This window comes from Acinetobacter lactucae (assembly GCF_013122135.1).
Lineage (GTDB): Bacteria > Pseudomonadota > Gammaproteobacteria > Pseudomonadales > Moraxellaceae > Acinetobacter > Acinetobacter lactucae.
The window spans coordinates 260,268-273,745 of sequence record NZ_CP053391.1; the positions used below are offsets into that span (position 1 = coordinate 260,268).

At 38.8% G+C, this 13,478-nt stretch carries 16 protein-coding genes; 9 read left to right on the forward strand and 7 right to left on the reverse strand.

What is annotated here, in order from left to right:
* Nucleotides 1-57: 57 nt before the first annotated feature.
* The 3 genes from HLV59_RS01210 (at nucleotide 58) to HLV59_RS01220 (ending at nucleotide 2,120) form a co-directional block, all read left to right on the forward strand.
* Complete coding sequence (locus HLV59_RS01210; RefSeq protein ID WP_025470508.1) at nucleotides 58-1,137, forward strand: DNA/RNA non-specific endonuclease; 1,080 nt, start codon at nucleotides 58-60, stop codon at nucleotides 1,135-1,137.
* Between the two features lie 95 nt (nucleotides 1,138-1,232).
* Nucleotides 1,233-1,832 carry a LysE family translocator gene (locus tag HLV59_RS01215; RefSeq protein ID WP_216606770.1) on the forward strand — a complete coding sequence of 200 codons (600 nt, stop codon included), beginning with the start codon at nucleotides 1,233-1,235 and terminating at the stop codon, nucleotides 1,830-1,832.
* A 45-nt stretch (nucleotides 1,833-1,877) separates the two neighbouring features.
* A complete protein-coding gene (locus tag HLV59_RS01220) occupies nucleotides 1,878-2,120 on the forward strand; it encodes a hypothetical protein (RefSeq protein WP_171429150.1) in 243 nt (80 codons plus the stop codon).
* 179 nt (nucleotides 2,121-2,299) lie between these two features.
* Here HLV59_RS01220 and aqpZ read toward each other — a convergent pair whose 3' ends face one another.
* Both aqpZ and HLV59_RS01230 read right to left on the reverse strand, forming a co-directional pair.
* A complete protein-coding gene (gene aqpZ / locus HLV59_RS01225; RefSeq protein WP_171429151.1) occupies nucleotides 2,300-2,989 on the reverse strand; it encodes an aquaporin Z in 690 nt (229 codons plus the stop codon).
* A 132-nt stretch (nucleotides 2,990-3,121) separates the two neighbouring features.
* The gene (locus tag HLV59_RS01230; RefSeq protein WP_171429159.1) at nucleotides 3,122-4,126 is read right to left on the reverse strand and encodes an AraC family transcriptional regulator; all 1,005 of its coding nucleotides are present in this window, start codon (nucleotides 4,124-4,126) and stop codon (nucleotides 3,122-3,124) included.
* 109 nt (nucleotides 4,127-4,235) lie between these two features.
* On the opposite strand from HLV59_RS01230, the gene HLV59_RS01235 reads away from it, so the two are divergent.
* Nucleotides 4,236-4,874 carry a hypothetical protein gene (locus tag HLV59_RS01235; protein ID WP_171429160.1) on the forward strand — a complete coding sequence of 213 codons (639 nt, stop codon included), beginning with the start codon at nucleotides 4,236-4,238 and terminating at the stop codon, nucleotides 4,872-4,874.
* 40 nt (nucleotides 4,875-4,914) lie between these two features.
* Here the strand turns inward: HLV59_RS01235 and hisF are convergent, their stop codons facing one another.
* Nucleotides 4,915-5,673, reverse strand: a complete 759-nt coding sequence (gene hisF / locus HLV59_RS01240) for an imidazole glycerol phosphate synthase subunit HisF (protein ID WP_171429162.1) — start codon at nucleotides 5,671-5,673, stop codon at nucleotides 4,915-4,917.
* A 112-nt stretch (nucleotides 5,674-5,785) separates the two neighbouring features.
* Between hisF and HLV59_RS01245 the strand changes: the two genes are divergently transcribed.
* Genes HLV59_RS01245 through HLV59_RS01255 form a run of 3 tightly spaced genes read left to right on the forward strand, consistent with a single transcriptional unit; the run spans nucleotide 5,786 to nucleotide 7,810 of the window.
* Entirely contained in the window at nucleotides 5,786-6,736 is a 951-nt protein-coding gene (locus tag HLV59_RS01245; protein ID WP_171429164.1) for a homoserine kinase, read from the forward strand.
* Nucleotides 6,737-6,748: 12 nt separating this feature from the next.
* Nucleotides 6,749-7,378: a DUF1294 domain-containing protein gene (locus HLV59_RS01250; RefSeq protein ID WP_016143697.1), complete on the forward strand. Its 630-nt coding sequence runs from the start codon at nucleotides 6,749-6,751 to the stop codon at nucleotides 7,376-7,378.
* A gap of 36 nt (nucleotides 7,379-7,414) precedes the next feature.
* Entirely contained in the window at nucleotides 7,415-7,810 is a 396-nt protein-coding gene (locus tag HLV59_RS01255) for a DUF4870 family protein (RefSeq protein ID WP_061874366.1), read from the forward strand.
* A 32-nt stretch (nucleotides 7,811-7,842) separates the two neighbouring features.
* Here the strand turns inward: HLV59_RS01255 and HLV59_RS01260 are convergent, their stop codons facing one another.
* Nucleotides 7,843-8,745: a DMT family transporter gene (locus HLV59_RS01260; RefSeq protein ID WP_125698089.1), complete on the reverse strand. Its 903-nt coding sequence runs from the start codon at nucleotides 8,743-8,745 to the stop codon at nucleotides 7,843-7,845.
* 98 nt (nucleotides 8,746-8,843) lie between these two features.
* Between HLV59_RS01260 and HLV59_RS01265 the strand changes: the two genes are divergently transcribed.
* Nucleotides 8,844-9,395, forward strand: coding sequence for a helix-turn-helix domain-containing protein (locus HLV59_RS01265; RefSeq protein ID WP_171429166.1), 552 nt, complete (start codon nucleotides 8,844-8,846; stop codon nucleotides 9,393-9,395).
* A gap of 133 nt (nucleotides 9,396-9,528) precedes the next feature.
* Nucleotides 9,529-11,220, forward strand: coding sequence for an ATP-binding cassette domain-containing protein (locus HLV59_RS01270; RefSeq protein ID WP_171429167.1), 1,692 nt, complete (start codon nucleotides 9,529-9,531; stop codon nucleotides 11,218-11,220).
* Nucleotides 11,221-11,275: 55 nt separating this feature from the next.
* On the opposite strand, the gene hisA is transcribed toward HLV59_RS01270, so the two are convergent.
* The 3 genes from hisA to HLV59_RS01285 all read right to left on the reverse strand — a co-directional run bounded on the left by hisA (nucleotide 11,276) and on the right by HLV59_RS01285 (nucleotide 13,378).
* Nucleotides 11,276-12,007: a 1-(5-phosphoribosyl)-5-[(5-phosphoribosylamino)methylideneamino]imidazole-4-carboxamide isomerase gene (gene hisA, locus HLV59_RS01275; protein ID WP_000905538.1), complete on the reverse strand. Its 732-nt coding sequence runs from the start codon at nucleotides 12,005-12,007 to the stop codon at nucleotides 11,276-11,278.
* 94 nt (nucleotides 12,008-12,101) lie between these two features.
* Nucleotides 12,102-12,743 (reverse strand): 3'-5' exonuclease, encoded by a 642-nt coding sequence (locus tag HLV59_RS01280; RefSeq protein WP_031949539.1) that lies wholly within the window; start codon nucleotides 12,741-12,743, stop codon nucleotides 12,102-12,104.
* An 86-nt stretch (nucleotides 12,744-12,829) separates the two neighbouring features.
* Nucleotides 12,830-13,378 carry a DUF805 domain-containing protein gene (locus HLV59_RS01285; RefSeq protein WP_031949538.1) on the reverse strand — a complete coding sequence of 183 codons (549 nt, stop codon included), beginning with the start codon at nucleotides 13,376-13,378 and terminating at the stop codon, nucleotides 12,830-12,832.
* Nucleotides 13,379-13,478 lie beyond the last annotated feature (100 nt).

Sequence of the window (13,478 nt, forward strand, 5' to 3'; positions counted from 1 at the left end):
TATACTTAAAAAAATAGGATTGTTAAGCTGCGTGTGGACAGTGGTATTGATAGAAACATGGCAACTAAAAAACGTAGTAAAGGTAAAAACTCTTTTTCTCTAAGTGGGCATTTTGGCAAGATTATTCTTGCTTGTATTGCTGCTGGAAGTTTTGCGATTGCTTTTGGTAGTGAAAAGATTTCGCAGTGGTTTTCGCCTTTAACGACTAACTCGAGTTGTCTTAACCAGTTCTATCGTGAAGTTCCACCTGCTTTAAATAAAGAAAGTCTAAAAAAAGACAGTTATCCGCTGTGCTTTAATGGCTTTAATGTTTTGTATTCAGGCATTTCTAAAACGCCGTTATGGTCGGCAGAGCATTTAAATGCAGAACGTTTAAGTGTCAAAATTAAGCGTGAAGATAATTTCCATGAAGAAACCCGTGTTGCTCAAAAACATCGGGCACTGTTAAGTGACTATCGTGGTTCAGGCTATGACCGTGGGCATATGGCACCAAATGGTGATATGCCAAATAAAGAATCCCAATCTGATAGTTTCTCGTTAAGCAATATGGTGCCTCAAGCGCCTAAAAATAACCAAGAAGTCTGGCGTAAGCTCGAAGAAGCGACACGTGCTATTGCCACTAAACAAAAACAAGATGTTTATGTGGTGACAGGTCCTGTTTTTGAAGGGAAAAGACTTAAAACCATTGGACAAGGTGTAATTGTTCCTACCGCAGTTTATAAAGCGGTATATATGCCAAAAACTGGCGCGATCGGAGCGTATTACGCACCCAACAATAACTCTCTACAAGTGAAAGTGGTGAGTGTTTGCTATCTAGAGGAACGCTTAGGCGTTAACCTATTTCCGCAGTTAACTGAGCAACAAAAGCGTAATGTCTATCGCTTACCTTTAACAGCAAGCCAAGTTAAGCCAAATCAAAAGCTCGACTATTTACACTGGGATGGTGAAAGTCAGTGTGAGCAAGACTTAAATGCTGACCAAATTCAAGCGCTACAAGACCAATTTAAAAAGCAAAAAACTGGTTCTTCGGAACCAATGGAAGCAAAAGTTCCAACGATTGACGAAGAAACCCGTCAGGCGATTGTGAAACAATTGGTGGAAGCTTTAGTGAACTATTTCCTGCAAATAATGAAATAAGTCGTTTTTTGTTGTTATTGCAAAACCTTAATTGATTAAAATAGAATCCATAGACAGATCTGTCTATGGATCTTATTTTAATAAGGACAATAACAATGTTTGCCTCGATGTTTCTTTTCTCATTTGCAATGTCTATTACCCCAGGCCCAGTAAATACAGTCATTTTATCGACCAGTTTAAATCACGGTTTAAAAAGATCGCTTCCCTATATTTCAGGCGCCACCATTGGATTTACCTTACTTTTAATTTTTATGGCATTTGGTCTTCAGAGTTTATTAACTCAGTTTCCTATTGTGTTAAAAATTCTTGCAGTTTGTGGAACGCTATTTGTTTGTTATATCGGCATAAAAATTATTCTTTCCGCCGCCAATATTTCAATTTCAAATGCTCCTTTCGAACAGATGATTATTCCCAATTTTAAAGATGGGTTCTTATTACAGTGGCTGAATCCCAAAGCTTGGTTGGCTTGTGTGTCAGGTATTACCATGTTTACAAGCATTGAAAACCCGCAGTCATTGCCGGTCTTTATCGTTATTTATTTCTTCACTTGCTATGCATGTTTGTTTTTTTGGGGACTATGTGGCGATAAATTTTCAGTTGTGCTCAATCAGGGCAACCGTTTGAAATATTTTAATATCCTGATGGGAGCATTTCTAATTTTATCGGCACTTTTAATTTTGATTGATTTTTTTTAAATTGGTCGTATTACACTGTGAAGATATAACAACGAGACAACACTTATGTTTAAGCCATTTGAAAAGGGTACAGAGTCTTCATCAATTGAAGATTTAACATTAGAAAATGATGTCGATTGCGTCAGCATTTATGGCAATTTGCAAATCACTAAAGACAAAGTCGGGCTAGAGAAGGCAAAAGCCTTACAGAGCTTTTTAAACGATGTAGTTACAGCTTTGGAAAAAGAAGAATTGCCTGAGAAAATTGAACGTCCAGCTGAGCAAGAAATTAATAATCCGTTTTTGTAATAAATATTATTTTACTCAATTTGCTATCGCGACGGCGGCACGGATGCCGCCTGTTTCACTGCGTTACATGGAAGTAACGTCAGTGAAACGAATGAGTTTTGTCACTTTTGCTCATTCAAAAGTGAGGCATTACCTACACAACTACTATTTGAGTGAACAGGGTATTTGCGGTCGTGCAGTTAATCCTTCTCCCCAGCTACCACTTTATAAATAATCGCCCCAATCACAGCACCTAAAATCGGCGCTACCCAGAATAACCACAACTGACTTAATGCAGCCGTTTCAGCAAAGAACGCAACACCTGTACTACGTGCAGGGTTCACCGAAGTGTTGGTAACTGGAATACTGATTAAGTGAATGAGTGTTAAGCCCAAACCAATTGCAATAGGAGCGAAGCCAGCAGGTGCACGGCGGTCAGTTGCACCTAAAATAATGATTAAGAAGAACGCCGTAAGTACGACTTCAATAATGAACGCTGAACTTAAGCCAAACTTGTTTGGTGATAAATCACCAAAACCATTGGTAGCAAAGCCACCAACACTGCTAAAGCCTGCTTGGCCTTGAGCAATAATATAGAGAACAAATGCAGCAGCAGTCGCACCAACCACTTGAGCAACAATATAGGGAATTAAATCTTTAACATCGAAGCGGCCACCGACCCAAAGGCCAACACTTACCGCGGGATTGAAATGTCCACCTGAGATATGCCCTAGAGCATAAGCACCTGTGAGTACGGTTAAACCAAAGGCAAGGGCTACACCTGCAAAGCCGATACCAAGTTCAGGGAAAGCTGCGGCTAATACTGCGCTACCACAACCACCAAAGACTAGCCAAAACGTACCTAGAAATTCAGCAAAATATTTATTCATTGTGATTACTCATCTATTTAATCTATTTTAATTAATGTGAAATACGTCACAAAAATTTGAAGCATGTGACTATATGAAATTTTTGTTTTCAGTGTTGTTTTAATCAAGAAAAGATTTGTAAGTTTTGGTTGGTTATTCTTTGTCTAAAAAATGATCTCTCCATTGTTGGGGTGTTTGATTGGTCCAATGTTTAAATGCTCTTTGAAAAGCACTTTGTTCTGAATAACAAAGTAAAAGTGCGATCTCTTGTAAACTTAAATGCGGATCTTTTAAATATTCGGTTGCGAGCATAAATCTGACTTGCTGAACACGTTCCTGAAAGGTAGTGCCTTGTTGTTGTAAGTGTCGTTGGAGCTGTCGAACTGGCAGACCTAATTGAGCGGCAATATGCTCAATTTGATATTGATTCTTTTGTAAGCCAGTCAAAATTGAATGCTGTAAACGCTGATCAAGCTGGGTCGAATTTGGTAATTGCTCTAAAAGCGCTTGTGCTTGCTGCACCAATAGTTGCTGTAAGGTGTGGTCAGCGCTGCTAAGCGGCTTATTAATTTCTGTAATTGGAATGAGTAACTCTGTACGCGGTTGGCTAAAACGAACGGGACATTGAAAGTATTGTTCATAGACTCTGATATTTTTAGGGGCAGTATTTAAGAAACGTACTTCATGTAAATGCACGTCTTCATGAGACATAAAAAGACGTAAGAATTGAATCACCAGTGCAATCGCGATTTCATCGGTAAGCTGGGTAGGGTGTAGCTCAGTCGCTTCCCAGCGAATACAACCATATCTTCCTTGTAGCTCAACCACTAAAGGGCTCCCGTCATAAATTAGACGATGAAAATCATGATAGCGAATTAAGGCTTCACCTAAGTCATCGCAAGAGAGAGCAAGGTAGGCAATAATGCCTAGGTGTTTAGGTTGCACGTATTTTGCAATTTCTAGACCTAATCCCGGCTTTGGGTCCAATTTATAAATGACTTCTAATAGGTCACGCCAAACGACGTAGTCAAAGCGTTCCAGATTTTGAATTTGTTCTAATTGTTCTGGAATAGCTATTTCATTAGCTTCACAATAAGCCTTTAAAAGATGCCCCAGTCCTCCATACACTGAGCCTGTATAGTTTTTTAATTGTGGCATCCCTAACCACCTCTTTCTTGTCGTGATTTGTCAATGAAACCATAAATTCTGGTCAATACCTAGCATAACGAATTTTATATGCTGAATAAAAAGAAAAAGGAGTAAAGCGATGTTAAAAGGGTTTATTGCCGGAATTGCAGTTGCGAATGCATTTGAATGGGTAGCGCACAAATATATTTTGCATGGTGTACACCGTGCTGGAAAACCACGTTATAGCCCTGTGCCAAAAAGTATGGAATCTCATTGGGCACACCATCGCGAGGTCCGCAAACAACAGTTTCATGATGATTGCTATGTTGAGGGCGTGGGAAACTGGCGAACTAAAAATGAGTTAATTTCGCTGGTAGTCGTAGCAACCGTTTCAAGTGCAATTTTTTACCCGTTTTCAAAAGGTATGGCACTCGCAGCTTGGTACAGTGCAGGAAACTATTATTATATTCATCGCCGTGCACATTTAGAGCCTGACTGGGCAAAGCGTAAAATTCCGTGGCATTACGACCACCATATGAACTCTAATCAAGACGCCAATTGGTGTGTGACTAAGCCTTGGTTTGATTATGTGATGGGAACACGAGTGGTGTCTTCGGTAGATTTAAAAGAACAAAACCCTTTGGGTATACGGTTACCTACTGCGCTTGCTAGACCATTGTCTCAAGCTGTAGAAAAAATCTTTCCAGCAAAATGGGTTGAGAGAAAAGAAAAACTAGAACTTCCTAGTGAAGTGAAAAAAATAGATGGTGCGGCATAAAAAATAAAGGGGCATATCGCCCCTTTAATTATGATTAAGCTTACAAGCGCATTTCGATGCCTTGTTCAGCCAAATATTGTTTAGCTTCTGGAATCGTATATTGACCAAAGTGGAAAATACTTGCCGCCAATACTGCATCGGCACCACCTTGTAGAATACCGTCTGCAAGATGTTGTAAGTTGCCCACACCACCTGAAGCGATCGTTGGAATGGTAACGCGGTCATTAATGGCACGCATTAAAGCAATATCGTAACCCGCTTTAGTACCGTCGGCGTCCATACTAGTAATGAGTAGCTCACCCGCACCGTAGTCAGCCATTTTTATAGCCCATTCAATGGCATCAATACCAGTTGGTTTACGGCCACCATGAGTAAAGATTTCCCATTTGTTGTCACCAGTTTTTTTGGCATCAATTGCAACTACAATACATTGCGCGCCAAAATGCTGAGAAGCTTCTTGAACAAATTCCGGATTAAATACGGCAGCTGAGTTAATACTCACTTTATCTGCACCTGCATTTAATAACGCACGAATATCTTCAACCTTACGTACACCACCACCGACAGTTAATGGCACAAATACAGTTTCGGCCATACGCTCAACAGTACGGTAAGTGGTATCGCGTCCATGATGTGTAGCGGTAATGTCTAAGAAAGTAATTTCGTCTGCACCTTGTTCGTTATAGCGACGTGCCACTTCAACAGGGTCGCCAGCATCACGAATATCGAGGAATTGAACGCCTTTAACTACGCGTCCGTTATCAACGTCTAGGCAAGGAATAATACGTTTAGCAAGCATAGCTTTTTCCAAAAATAATCGCCGTTGGTGAAAGTTCCTACACAGGCGCTACACCTTCATGGAGGGAAGAGGTATTCTATCAAACTTCACAGATGTTTTTTGCAGGTTTTCCATGTCGGTTTATACCCCGTTGAGTTTAGATGAAGTTCGCGCCTTTGCCGCACCTTATGGATTAGAGGTGTTGGAGCTGAACCCAATTCAGGGAGGTATTCAAAACACCAATTATTTTCTGGTTGATGTAAACCGCAAACAATATGTACTCACCGTTTTTGAAGAGTTAGATGCACAAGGGGCAGGTGAACTCATTCCTGTTCTCGAACAATTGGGAACTCATGATGTACCCGTTGCCGTGCCATTAAAGCACAGCGGACAAGCGGTTCATGTGATTGCAGAAAAGCCAGCACAGATTGCACCACGTCTCATGGGACACCATCCCATGCAAACCACTGTAGCTCAGGTCGCAGCAATTGCCGATGCACAGGCGAAATTGCATGTGGCTTTACAAAATTTTCCACTTGAACGTGAATATCGCCGTGATCATCAATACTGGACAGGCGTTGTAGAGCAGCTTAAACCAAATATGACTCAAGATGACCAAGCGTTACTTGAGCAGGTTTATCAAGCTTTTAATGCAAAAACAGCGCAGTACTCAAACCGACCAACAGGTTTTATTCACTCAGATTTGTTCCGTGACAATACTTTGTTTGAAGGCGAGCAATTACAAGGTATTCTAGATTTTTACGAATTAAATCAAGATGAATTGCTATTTGATATCGCGATTACCATCAATGACTTTTGTACCGAATATCCAGCAGCACATTTAAACTCTGACAAAGTCGGCGCTTACTTAGCGGCATACCAAAAAGTTCGTGCGCTTACCTCAGATGAACTTTCATGTTTAGATGTATTCTTGGCAATGGCGGCTTGCCGTTTTTGGTCAATGCGTTTGCAAGTTGCTCAAAAAAATAAAGAAGAAGGACGTACTGGCGACGACATTTTGCAAAAAGACCCGCAAGAAATGCGAGCAATGATGCAAGACCGTTTAAGTCATGTAAAAGCATAAAAGGGAATAAAGATGCGAGATCAGGGGCGTTTAGTCGAATGGTTCGACGAAAAAGGTTATGGCTTTATTCAGCCGGATGATGCTGAAAAAGAGCGAGTCTTTTTGCATATAAAAGATTTTGCACGCCCTGGACCTCGGCCAATTATTGGCTGTGCACTGGAATATCGGGTGATTCTTGATGAACGAGGCCGCTTTCGTGCCCAGCAGGTCACCTATTTAAAAGCTTCACAAACCGGGAAAGCTTCAAAGCCTGCAAAAGCAGAATCATCTTTTCAAGCTCGTCCGTGGTCTGCAATGCAAATGGGGATTGTGTTTTATTTTGTTTTAATGGGAATTATGAGTTTTATTCATCTTTTACCCGCCTATACCTTATTGTTTGTTCTAATGATGAATGCCTTAAGTTATTGGCTATATTCACAAGACAAAGAAGCTGCACAATTGGGTAATCGCCGTGTGCCTGAGCAAACATTACACATCGTTAGCTTTTTAGGAGGTTGGCCTGCTGCATGGTGGGCACAACAAAAACTGAGACATAAAACACAAAAACAACCCTTTCGTAAGATTTATTTTTGTACCATATTCTTTCATTTACTTTTGATTTTGTGGCTAATTTCTCCCTTAAATGTGTTGCGGGGCTCATAAAAGTAAATTGTTTTATTAAACTTGAGAGGTATAAAAATGAATAGTTCTATCGACCAAGATCCAAATCGTACTTTAACACTTATTTTATATGTACTTTATATTGTTGCCATTTTTACAGGCGGCTTACTTGCAGTTATTGCTTTAATTATTAACTACGTCAAACGTTCTGATGTGCAAGGTTCAATTTTTGCGAGCCACTTTACATGGCAAATCAGAACATTCTGGTGGTATCTCGCTTGGAATATTATTGCCTTTTTGCCGTTTATTTTCTTGTTCTTCACGGGTGAAAATACCGATCTATTTGCAGGTGTTGCCATCTCATCGACAGTATTCTGTGTTGGCGTGATTGGTGCTGCGTGGATCTGGATTGTATATCGTGCAATTCGCGGTTTAATTGCTTTAAATGATAACCGTCCTATGTATCTATCTTAATAAATAAAAAAGAGAGCGTTAAGCTCTCTTTTTTATTCTCGAATTCTTTTCGTTTTTTTAATTGGCAACTTAAGTTTTAACTCGCTGACTAAGACACCTAAAACGACTAATGCTCCACCCAGAAGAGCAATCAGTGGCAAACGCTCACCCGCAATTCGACCAATAATACCTGCCCAAACAGGTTCGCCTGCATAGATAATTGCAGCACGCGAAGGGTCAACCACACGTTGAGCCCAGTTCATCACAAATTGAATGAGTGCACTGGCTAAGCCTAATACAACAGCAATCACCACAAGAGGCCATGAAAATGCTGGAATCGTATGTTCACCCACGACAGGCATAATGGCAAAAGAAAGTAGAGATGCGACACCGAGTTGAATGATGGTGACGCGGCGTAAATTTACCTTTCCAGCAAAGTAGCTAATAAAAATAATTTCTAAAGCAATCGCAAAGGCACCAAGTACTGTTAAAAGCTGCCCAAAACTTAAGGAAATTTTCTCAAAACCATTTCCTGTCAATAAAACAAGTCCAGCAAAGGCAAGAGCGGCTCCCACCCAGGTCATGATATGTGGAGTTTTTCTAAAGATGAGCCACATTAAAATAGGAACAAGCGGGACATAGAGTGCTGTTAAAAAAGCCGACTCACTACTTGGAATGGTTTGCAAGCCAATCGTCTGGGTGCCATAGCCTGCGGCGATCACAAGACCAATTGCACAACCCGCGCCTAAATCTTTTAAAGTGACTCCTTTCATACTTTTTAATGAAATAAGTAGCAAAGTCAGAGCCGCTACAGCAAAACGACAGCCTACAAAAAACATAGGCGACGAAAAGTTAAGTGCATATTGCACCGTAAGAAATGTTCCACCCCAAATGATGGTAATCAAAATGAGAGCTAACTGTGGAGCTTTGTTTGAACTTAAAGAAATTGGTGACATATTCAAGTTAGAACGAATTGTGCAATATACTGCACATATTGCGCTATTCTTCTATTTTGTGCAATATATTGCTCATATTTTATTTGCTGCGTTAATTTATGAGCCAGTCGAGTACCGTTTTACAGCATGTCGGCACAAATATCCGTTCCTTAAGAGATGAACGAGATTTAAGCCAACAGGACTTGGCTGATCAGGCAGGAGTAAGTAGACGAACCATTGCTGCATTGGAAACAGGGCAAGTTAATATTAGCTTGGCTAAACTCGATGCGATTGCAGTCGTGTTGGGTGTAGATTTCAGAACGATTGCGAGTGCACCTGAGCATAAAGAACAAGTCTTAGTAAATGCACTCGCTTGGCAGGGTAGCAAAGAAGAGAGTAATGCTACTTTATTAGCCTCAGTTCCATCTCATACTCAAGTTGAGCTTTGGACATGGTCATTGGCAGTAGGAGAGTCTTATGTTGCTGAAGCAGACCCGGAAGGATGGCAAGAGCTTATTTATGTATTAGAAGGTGAGTTGACCATACAGTTTGCAGATAGCTCAAAAACCCTCGTTGCTGGTTCTTCATTTATATATGCCAGTTCAGTGACTTACACTTATATCAATAGTGGAAACCAAGTACTTAAATTTATTCGTAATGTGGTGTATTGATTGCTTAGATTTTGAAATTTTATAGGTGTAATTTTAAACAAAAAATACAGATAAGAATAATTAAGGGAAGTTATGATATTGCTTGTGTAATGAAATTATTTTTAATTCGTTTTAATAGAAAAAAGATACATAAATGAAATTTTTATTAAGTTCGCAAGATATTCAGAACTATAGATTTATATGGCAGGTATCTAAAGAAAATTATAAGAAACAGAAGAGTAGTATGTTTCTCATGTTTTTATTAGTAATGTTTTCAGCATTTTTTACAACATTATTGCCATACCTGCTGAAAATTATTATCGACTATTCGGCACATGAATATAACTTTTTGCTCAATATTCAACTCCCATTTAATTTTTTATATCTAATTGTACTCGCCTACGCGACTGCATGGCTGGTGAATGAGTTATGCCATTGGACGCAAAATATTTTTAGTGCTTATTTGATGGTTGATTTCAAAGGTGCATTAATCTTTGCAGGTTTAAAAAATTATTTAAATCTCAAAAAAGATGAACAAGATCAAATTGAAACTGGAACAGTGATTAGTGATCTTGCAAGAGGAAGTTCTGCTTTTGGTGAGATTAATTTAACGTTACTTCTTCATTTAGGACCAATTATTTTTCAATTGGTGATGATTTTCGTAGTTTTGTTCACGACCATTAGTTTACTTTTTAGTATTAGTTTTTTATTGATCGCTATTATTATTTTTCTAGTTTCATTTCATATAAATAAAAAAAGCAGTTCACTATTCGATGCGATGTACCAAAAAGATAATCAGGTGAATAGTCATTTGATACATCAGATATCAAACTCTTATGAAATTAAAGTGAAAAATGCGGTACCTTTTCAGTTATCAAAATTTAATGACACTCTAAATTTATCCATTACAACAGCTAAAGATAGGAATAAGAAAATAGGACTGTTGATGATTTCTCAATTGTTTATGATTTTTTTATTCTTACTCATTTTTATGCTATTTACAGTATTTCTTTCAACTGAAAAGCAATTAACCCCTGGCGCTTTTGTATTGATAAGTACTTATATTATTCAACTCACCAACCCTTTTCTGGCGGTTTCCCAAAGCTTGATGCGCTTAAATGGAAACTTTGTTGCTCTAGCAAAATATCGGCAGTACTTTAACCTCAAGAAAGAACAATATACGTCTTCTGCCATTCAACATTCTGAGGTCCTCTTCCAATTTATAAATGCTAAATTTTTATTAGGAAAAAGAACTGTAGATCATTTTAATTTAACAATATCAGCCAATAAAACGTATGTGGTAATTGGTCAAACAGGGCTAGGTAAAACTTCTCTGATGAATTATTTAATGGGTGTGTATCAGATTCAATTAGGACAGCTTTTGTATAAAGGGATTGATATTAGTCATAGGTTTTCTAAGCATATTTTTGATGAAGTGGTTTATGTTGCACAGCAACCTGTTATTTTTCCTTATTCTTTAAGAGAGAATTTGGTCTATAACTCACAGTATATATATGAAGATTCTTACTTACTTCAAATGCTTGAGCAGTTTAATTTATTACATATTCTGACAAAGCATCAACTCACACTCGATGATGATCTAACTGAAATTTATAAGAATTTTTCAGGAGGAGAAAAGCAAAGAATTTGTATTCTTCGAGGTGTTTTAGCCCGTCCTCAGCTTATCATCCTAGACGAACCGACGGCAGCTTTAGATGTTGGTACAGCAAAAAATATACTTGAATATATTCAGCAAGTCGTTCCATCCATAATTATGATTACGCATTCACCCTATGCGATGGAAATTGCGGATGAGGTAATCGATTTAGAAAAATTATTAAATTAAAGATGATCAAAAATAAAAAAGAGCCTAACCAGGCTCTTTTTTTACATCTTAAAAATTAAAGACGGTTTTCATCTAACAGAAGCTGAGCTTCACGAAGGTTTAGCGTACCTTCATAAATTGCACGGCCTGTGATTGCACCTAAAATACCCGGTTGACCTTTTAAGTTACGAACGTCATCAAGGTTAGTTACACCACCAGAAGCAATTACTGGTAAGCCTGAGTATTGAGCCAAGTTTACAGTTTGCTCAACATTTACGCCTTGCATCATGCCATCACGAGCAATGTCTGTATAAACAATGCTAGATACGCCTGCATCTGCAAAGCGTTTTGCTAAATCAGTTGCTTTAACATCAGTAACGTTTGCCCAGCCGTCAGTTGCAACCATGCCATTCATGGCATCGATACCAACGATGATATGACCTGCAAAACGCTTACATGCTTCTTCTACAAATTCAGGTTCTTGAACCGCTTTAGTACCAATAATGACAAAAGTCACACCAGCTTCTAAGTAGTGTTCAATCGTTTCTAATGAACGAATACCACCACCAATTTGAATTGGTAATTCTGGTTGAGCTTTAGCAATTGCTTCAACAACAGGCTTATGAATTGGAGTACCTGCGAAAGCGCCATTCAAATCAACCAAATGCAAACGACGTGCGCCTTCATTTACCCAATGCTGGGCAGTTGCAACCGGATCGTCAGAGAAAACAGTATCGTCTTCCATACGCCCTTGTTTTAAACGCACACATTTACCATCTTTCAGGTCAATTGCTGGAATGATTAGCATGCTTCCGCTCCTTGCTTCATCATGATTATGAAATTGTGCACATCTTAGCAAAGTATTGATCAATCGCTAAGCCTTAGAAAAGACTTTTATAACTTTACGCTTGAAGTGCGGTTTGAATGGTTTGTGAAATGTGACTCGGTAATAGACTTTGTTTTCTGAGCGCTTCAAATACCAATAATGCAGCATACGCATCGGCAGCAGCATAACTGATTTGCTGTGGTGTGAGTGGTTTTCGTGCCCAGTTTGAAGTCCCGACTTTCTTCGACTTTGCAAGGTACTGCCCAAATAACAAAGCTACTGCTTTTTGTAAGCCCATTTGCTGGGTAAAACCGAAATGACTAAAGCCTTTAGCAAGGTCGACACAACTTTCCAGCTCAATACCTTTTTTATGGAAAATATGCTTATCATTTTTGAGGCCAAAGCCAACTTTAATTTGCTTTTGGTTAGATAAAATCGGCTGTAAAAATTTTAAAGTTGATGAATTGACATGAAATAAATAGGCTTTTTGTGCTGTGGCAAGCTGAATCAAATGAGGACCTGTCGACACTTCACCTACTCGAAAAGTTGGTTTAGACTCAGAATCAAATCCCAAAATTGCAGCGTTTTTTAATTCTTCTTCAATAGTTTTGCATTGTTCGCTATTTTCAATCACCACAATATTGTGTTGGTTAAGATTTTCAAAAGAGGGTAGCTGCTGAATAGAGGCTTTATCAAGGAGGGCAACGGCTTCGGACATATTTAACAGCGTACAAATAAATTGGGCTATTCACTTTATATATGAATAAAGCCTAGAGAACTAGGCTTTATGAATGTCTTTAAAAATTATTCAGACTGAGAAGGTGTACCAATAACAACACTTTCGCTTTTCTCCACATAGCCTTCATAGGTTGGAGCCATGATTGTGGCAACAATAGCAAAAACAAAAGCAAGTGGAATCAGGATAATATAAATCCAGCCTAAAACGCGTTCCCAACCCGGGGTAGGGCGTTGTGGGCCGTAATCATTATTGCCTTCTGTACCTTTTGCCGCAAAGAGATAAATCATGAAAATGAGGTTTACGACAGGGATGAGCATTAGCAATGAAAGCCATCCTGTATTATTGCGGTCATGTAAGCGACGAATTGTAAATACAAAGCTTACATAGAGGCAGACAATATAAAGAATGGCGATAACAATCATGCCTGCTGTAGAAAGGCTTGTTAGATCCTGACTAGATGTAAATCCAAAAGTGAATGCGATGGCAACAACAGCAATGCCGATGACGAGTGAAAATAAGAATGTCCAAGCAGCATAAGAGAGTCGACCAAAACGACCATTAGCTTTAAAGGGGGAATCTTGTTGAAGTGGCTGATTTTCGAAAGGTGAATTCATTTTGTTTTCCTAATCATTTGGTTTTATTTAAAAGTAGAAATATTCAATATTTTGTTGAATAAAATATCATTCTATAAATGATTGGTTGTTATTATAAATA

Coding starts and splice junctions, on each gene's coding strand:
- HLV59_RS01210 (WP_025470508.1), top strand. CDS start 58: ATGGCAACTAAAAAACGTAGTAAAGGTAAAAACTCTTTTTCTCTAAGT.
- HLV59_RS01215 (WP_216606770.1), top strand. CDS start 1,233: ATGTTTGCCTCGATGTTTCTTTTCTCATTTGCAATGTCTATTACCCCA.
- HLV59_RS01220 (WP_171429150.1), top strand. CDS start 1,878: ATGTTTAAGCCATTTGAAAAGGGTACAGAGTCTTCATCAATTGAAGAT.
- aqpZ (WP_171429151.1), bottom strand. CDS start 2,989: ATGAATAAATATTTTGCTGAATTTCTAGGTACGTTTTGGCTAGTCTTT.
- HLV59_RS01230 (WP_171429159.1), bottom strand. CDS start 4,126: ATGCCACAATTAAAAAACTATACAGGCTCAGTGTATGGAGGACTGGGG.
- HLV59_RS01235 (WP_171429160.1), top strand. CDS start 4,236: ATGTTAAAAGGGTTTATTGCCGGAATTGCAGTTGCGAATGCATTTGAA.
- hisF (WP_171429162.1), bottom strand. CDS start 5,673: ATGCTTGCTAAACGTATTATTCCTTGCCTAGACGTTGATAACGGACGC.
- HLV59_RS01245 (WP_171429164.1), top strand. CDS start 5,786: ATGTCGGTTTATACCCCGTTGAGTTTAGATGAAGTTCGCGCCTTTGCC.
- HLV59_RS01250 (WP_016143697.1), top strand. CDS start 6,749: ATGCGAGATCAGGGGCGTTTAGTCGAATGGTTCGACGAAAAAGGTTAT.
- HLV59_RS01255 (WP_061874366.1), top strand. CDS start 7,415: ATGAATAGTTCTATCGACCAAGATCCAAATCGTACTTTAACACTTATT.
- HLV59_RS01260 (WP_125698089.1), bottom strand. CDS start 8,745: ATGTCACCAATTTCTTTAAGTTCAAACAAAGCTCCACAGTTAGCTCTC.
- HLV59_RS01265 (WP_171429166.1), top strand. CDS start 8,844: ATGAGCCAGTCGAGTACCGTTTTACAGCATGTCGGCACAAATATCCGT.
- HLV59_RS01270 (WP_171429167.1), top strand. CDS start 9,529: ATGAAATTTTTATTAAGTTCGCAAGATATTCAGAACTATAGATTTATA.
- hisA (WP_000905538.1), bottom strand. CDS start 12,007: ATGCTAATCATTCCAGCAATTGACCTGAAAGATGGTAAATGTGTGCGT.
- HLV59_RS01280 (WP_031949539.1), bottom strand. CDS start 12,743: ATGTCCGAAGCCGTTGCCCTCCTTGATAAAGCCTCTATTCAGCAGCTA.
- HLV59_RS01285 (WP_031949538.1), bottom strand. CDS start 13,378: ATGAATTCACCTTTCGAAAATCAGCCACTTCAACAAGATTCCCCCTTT.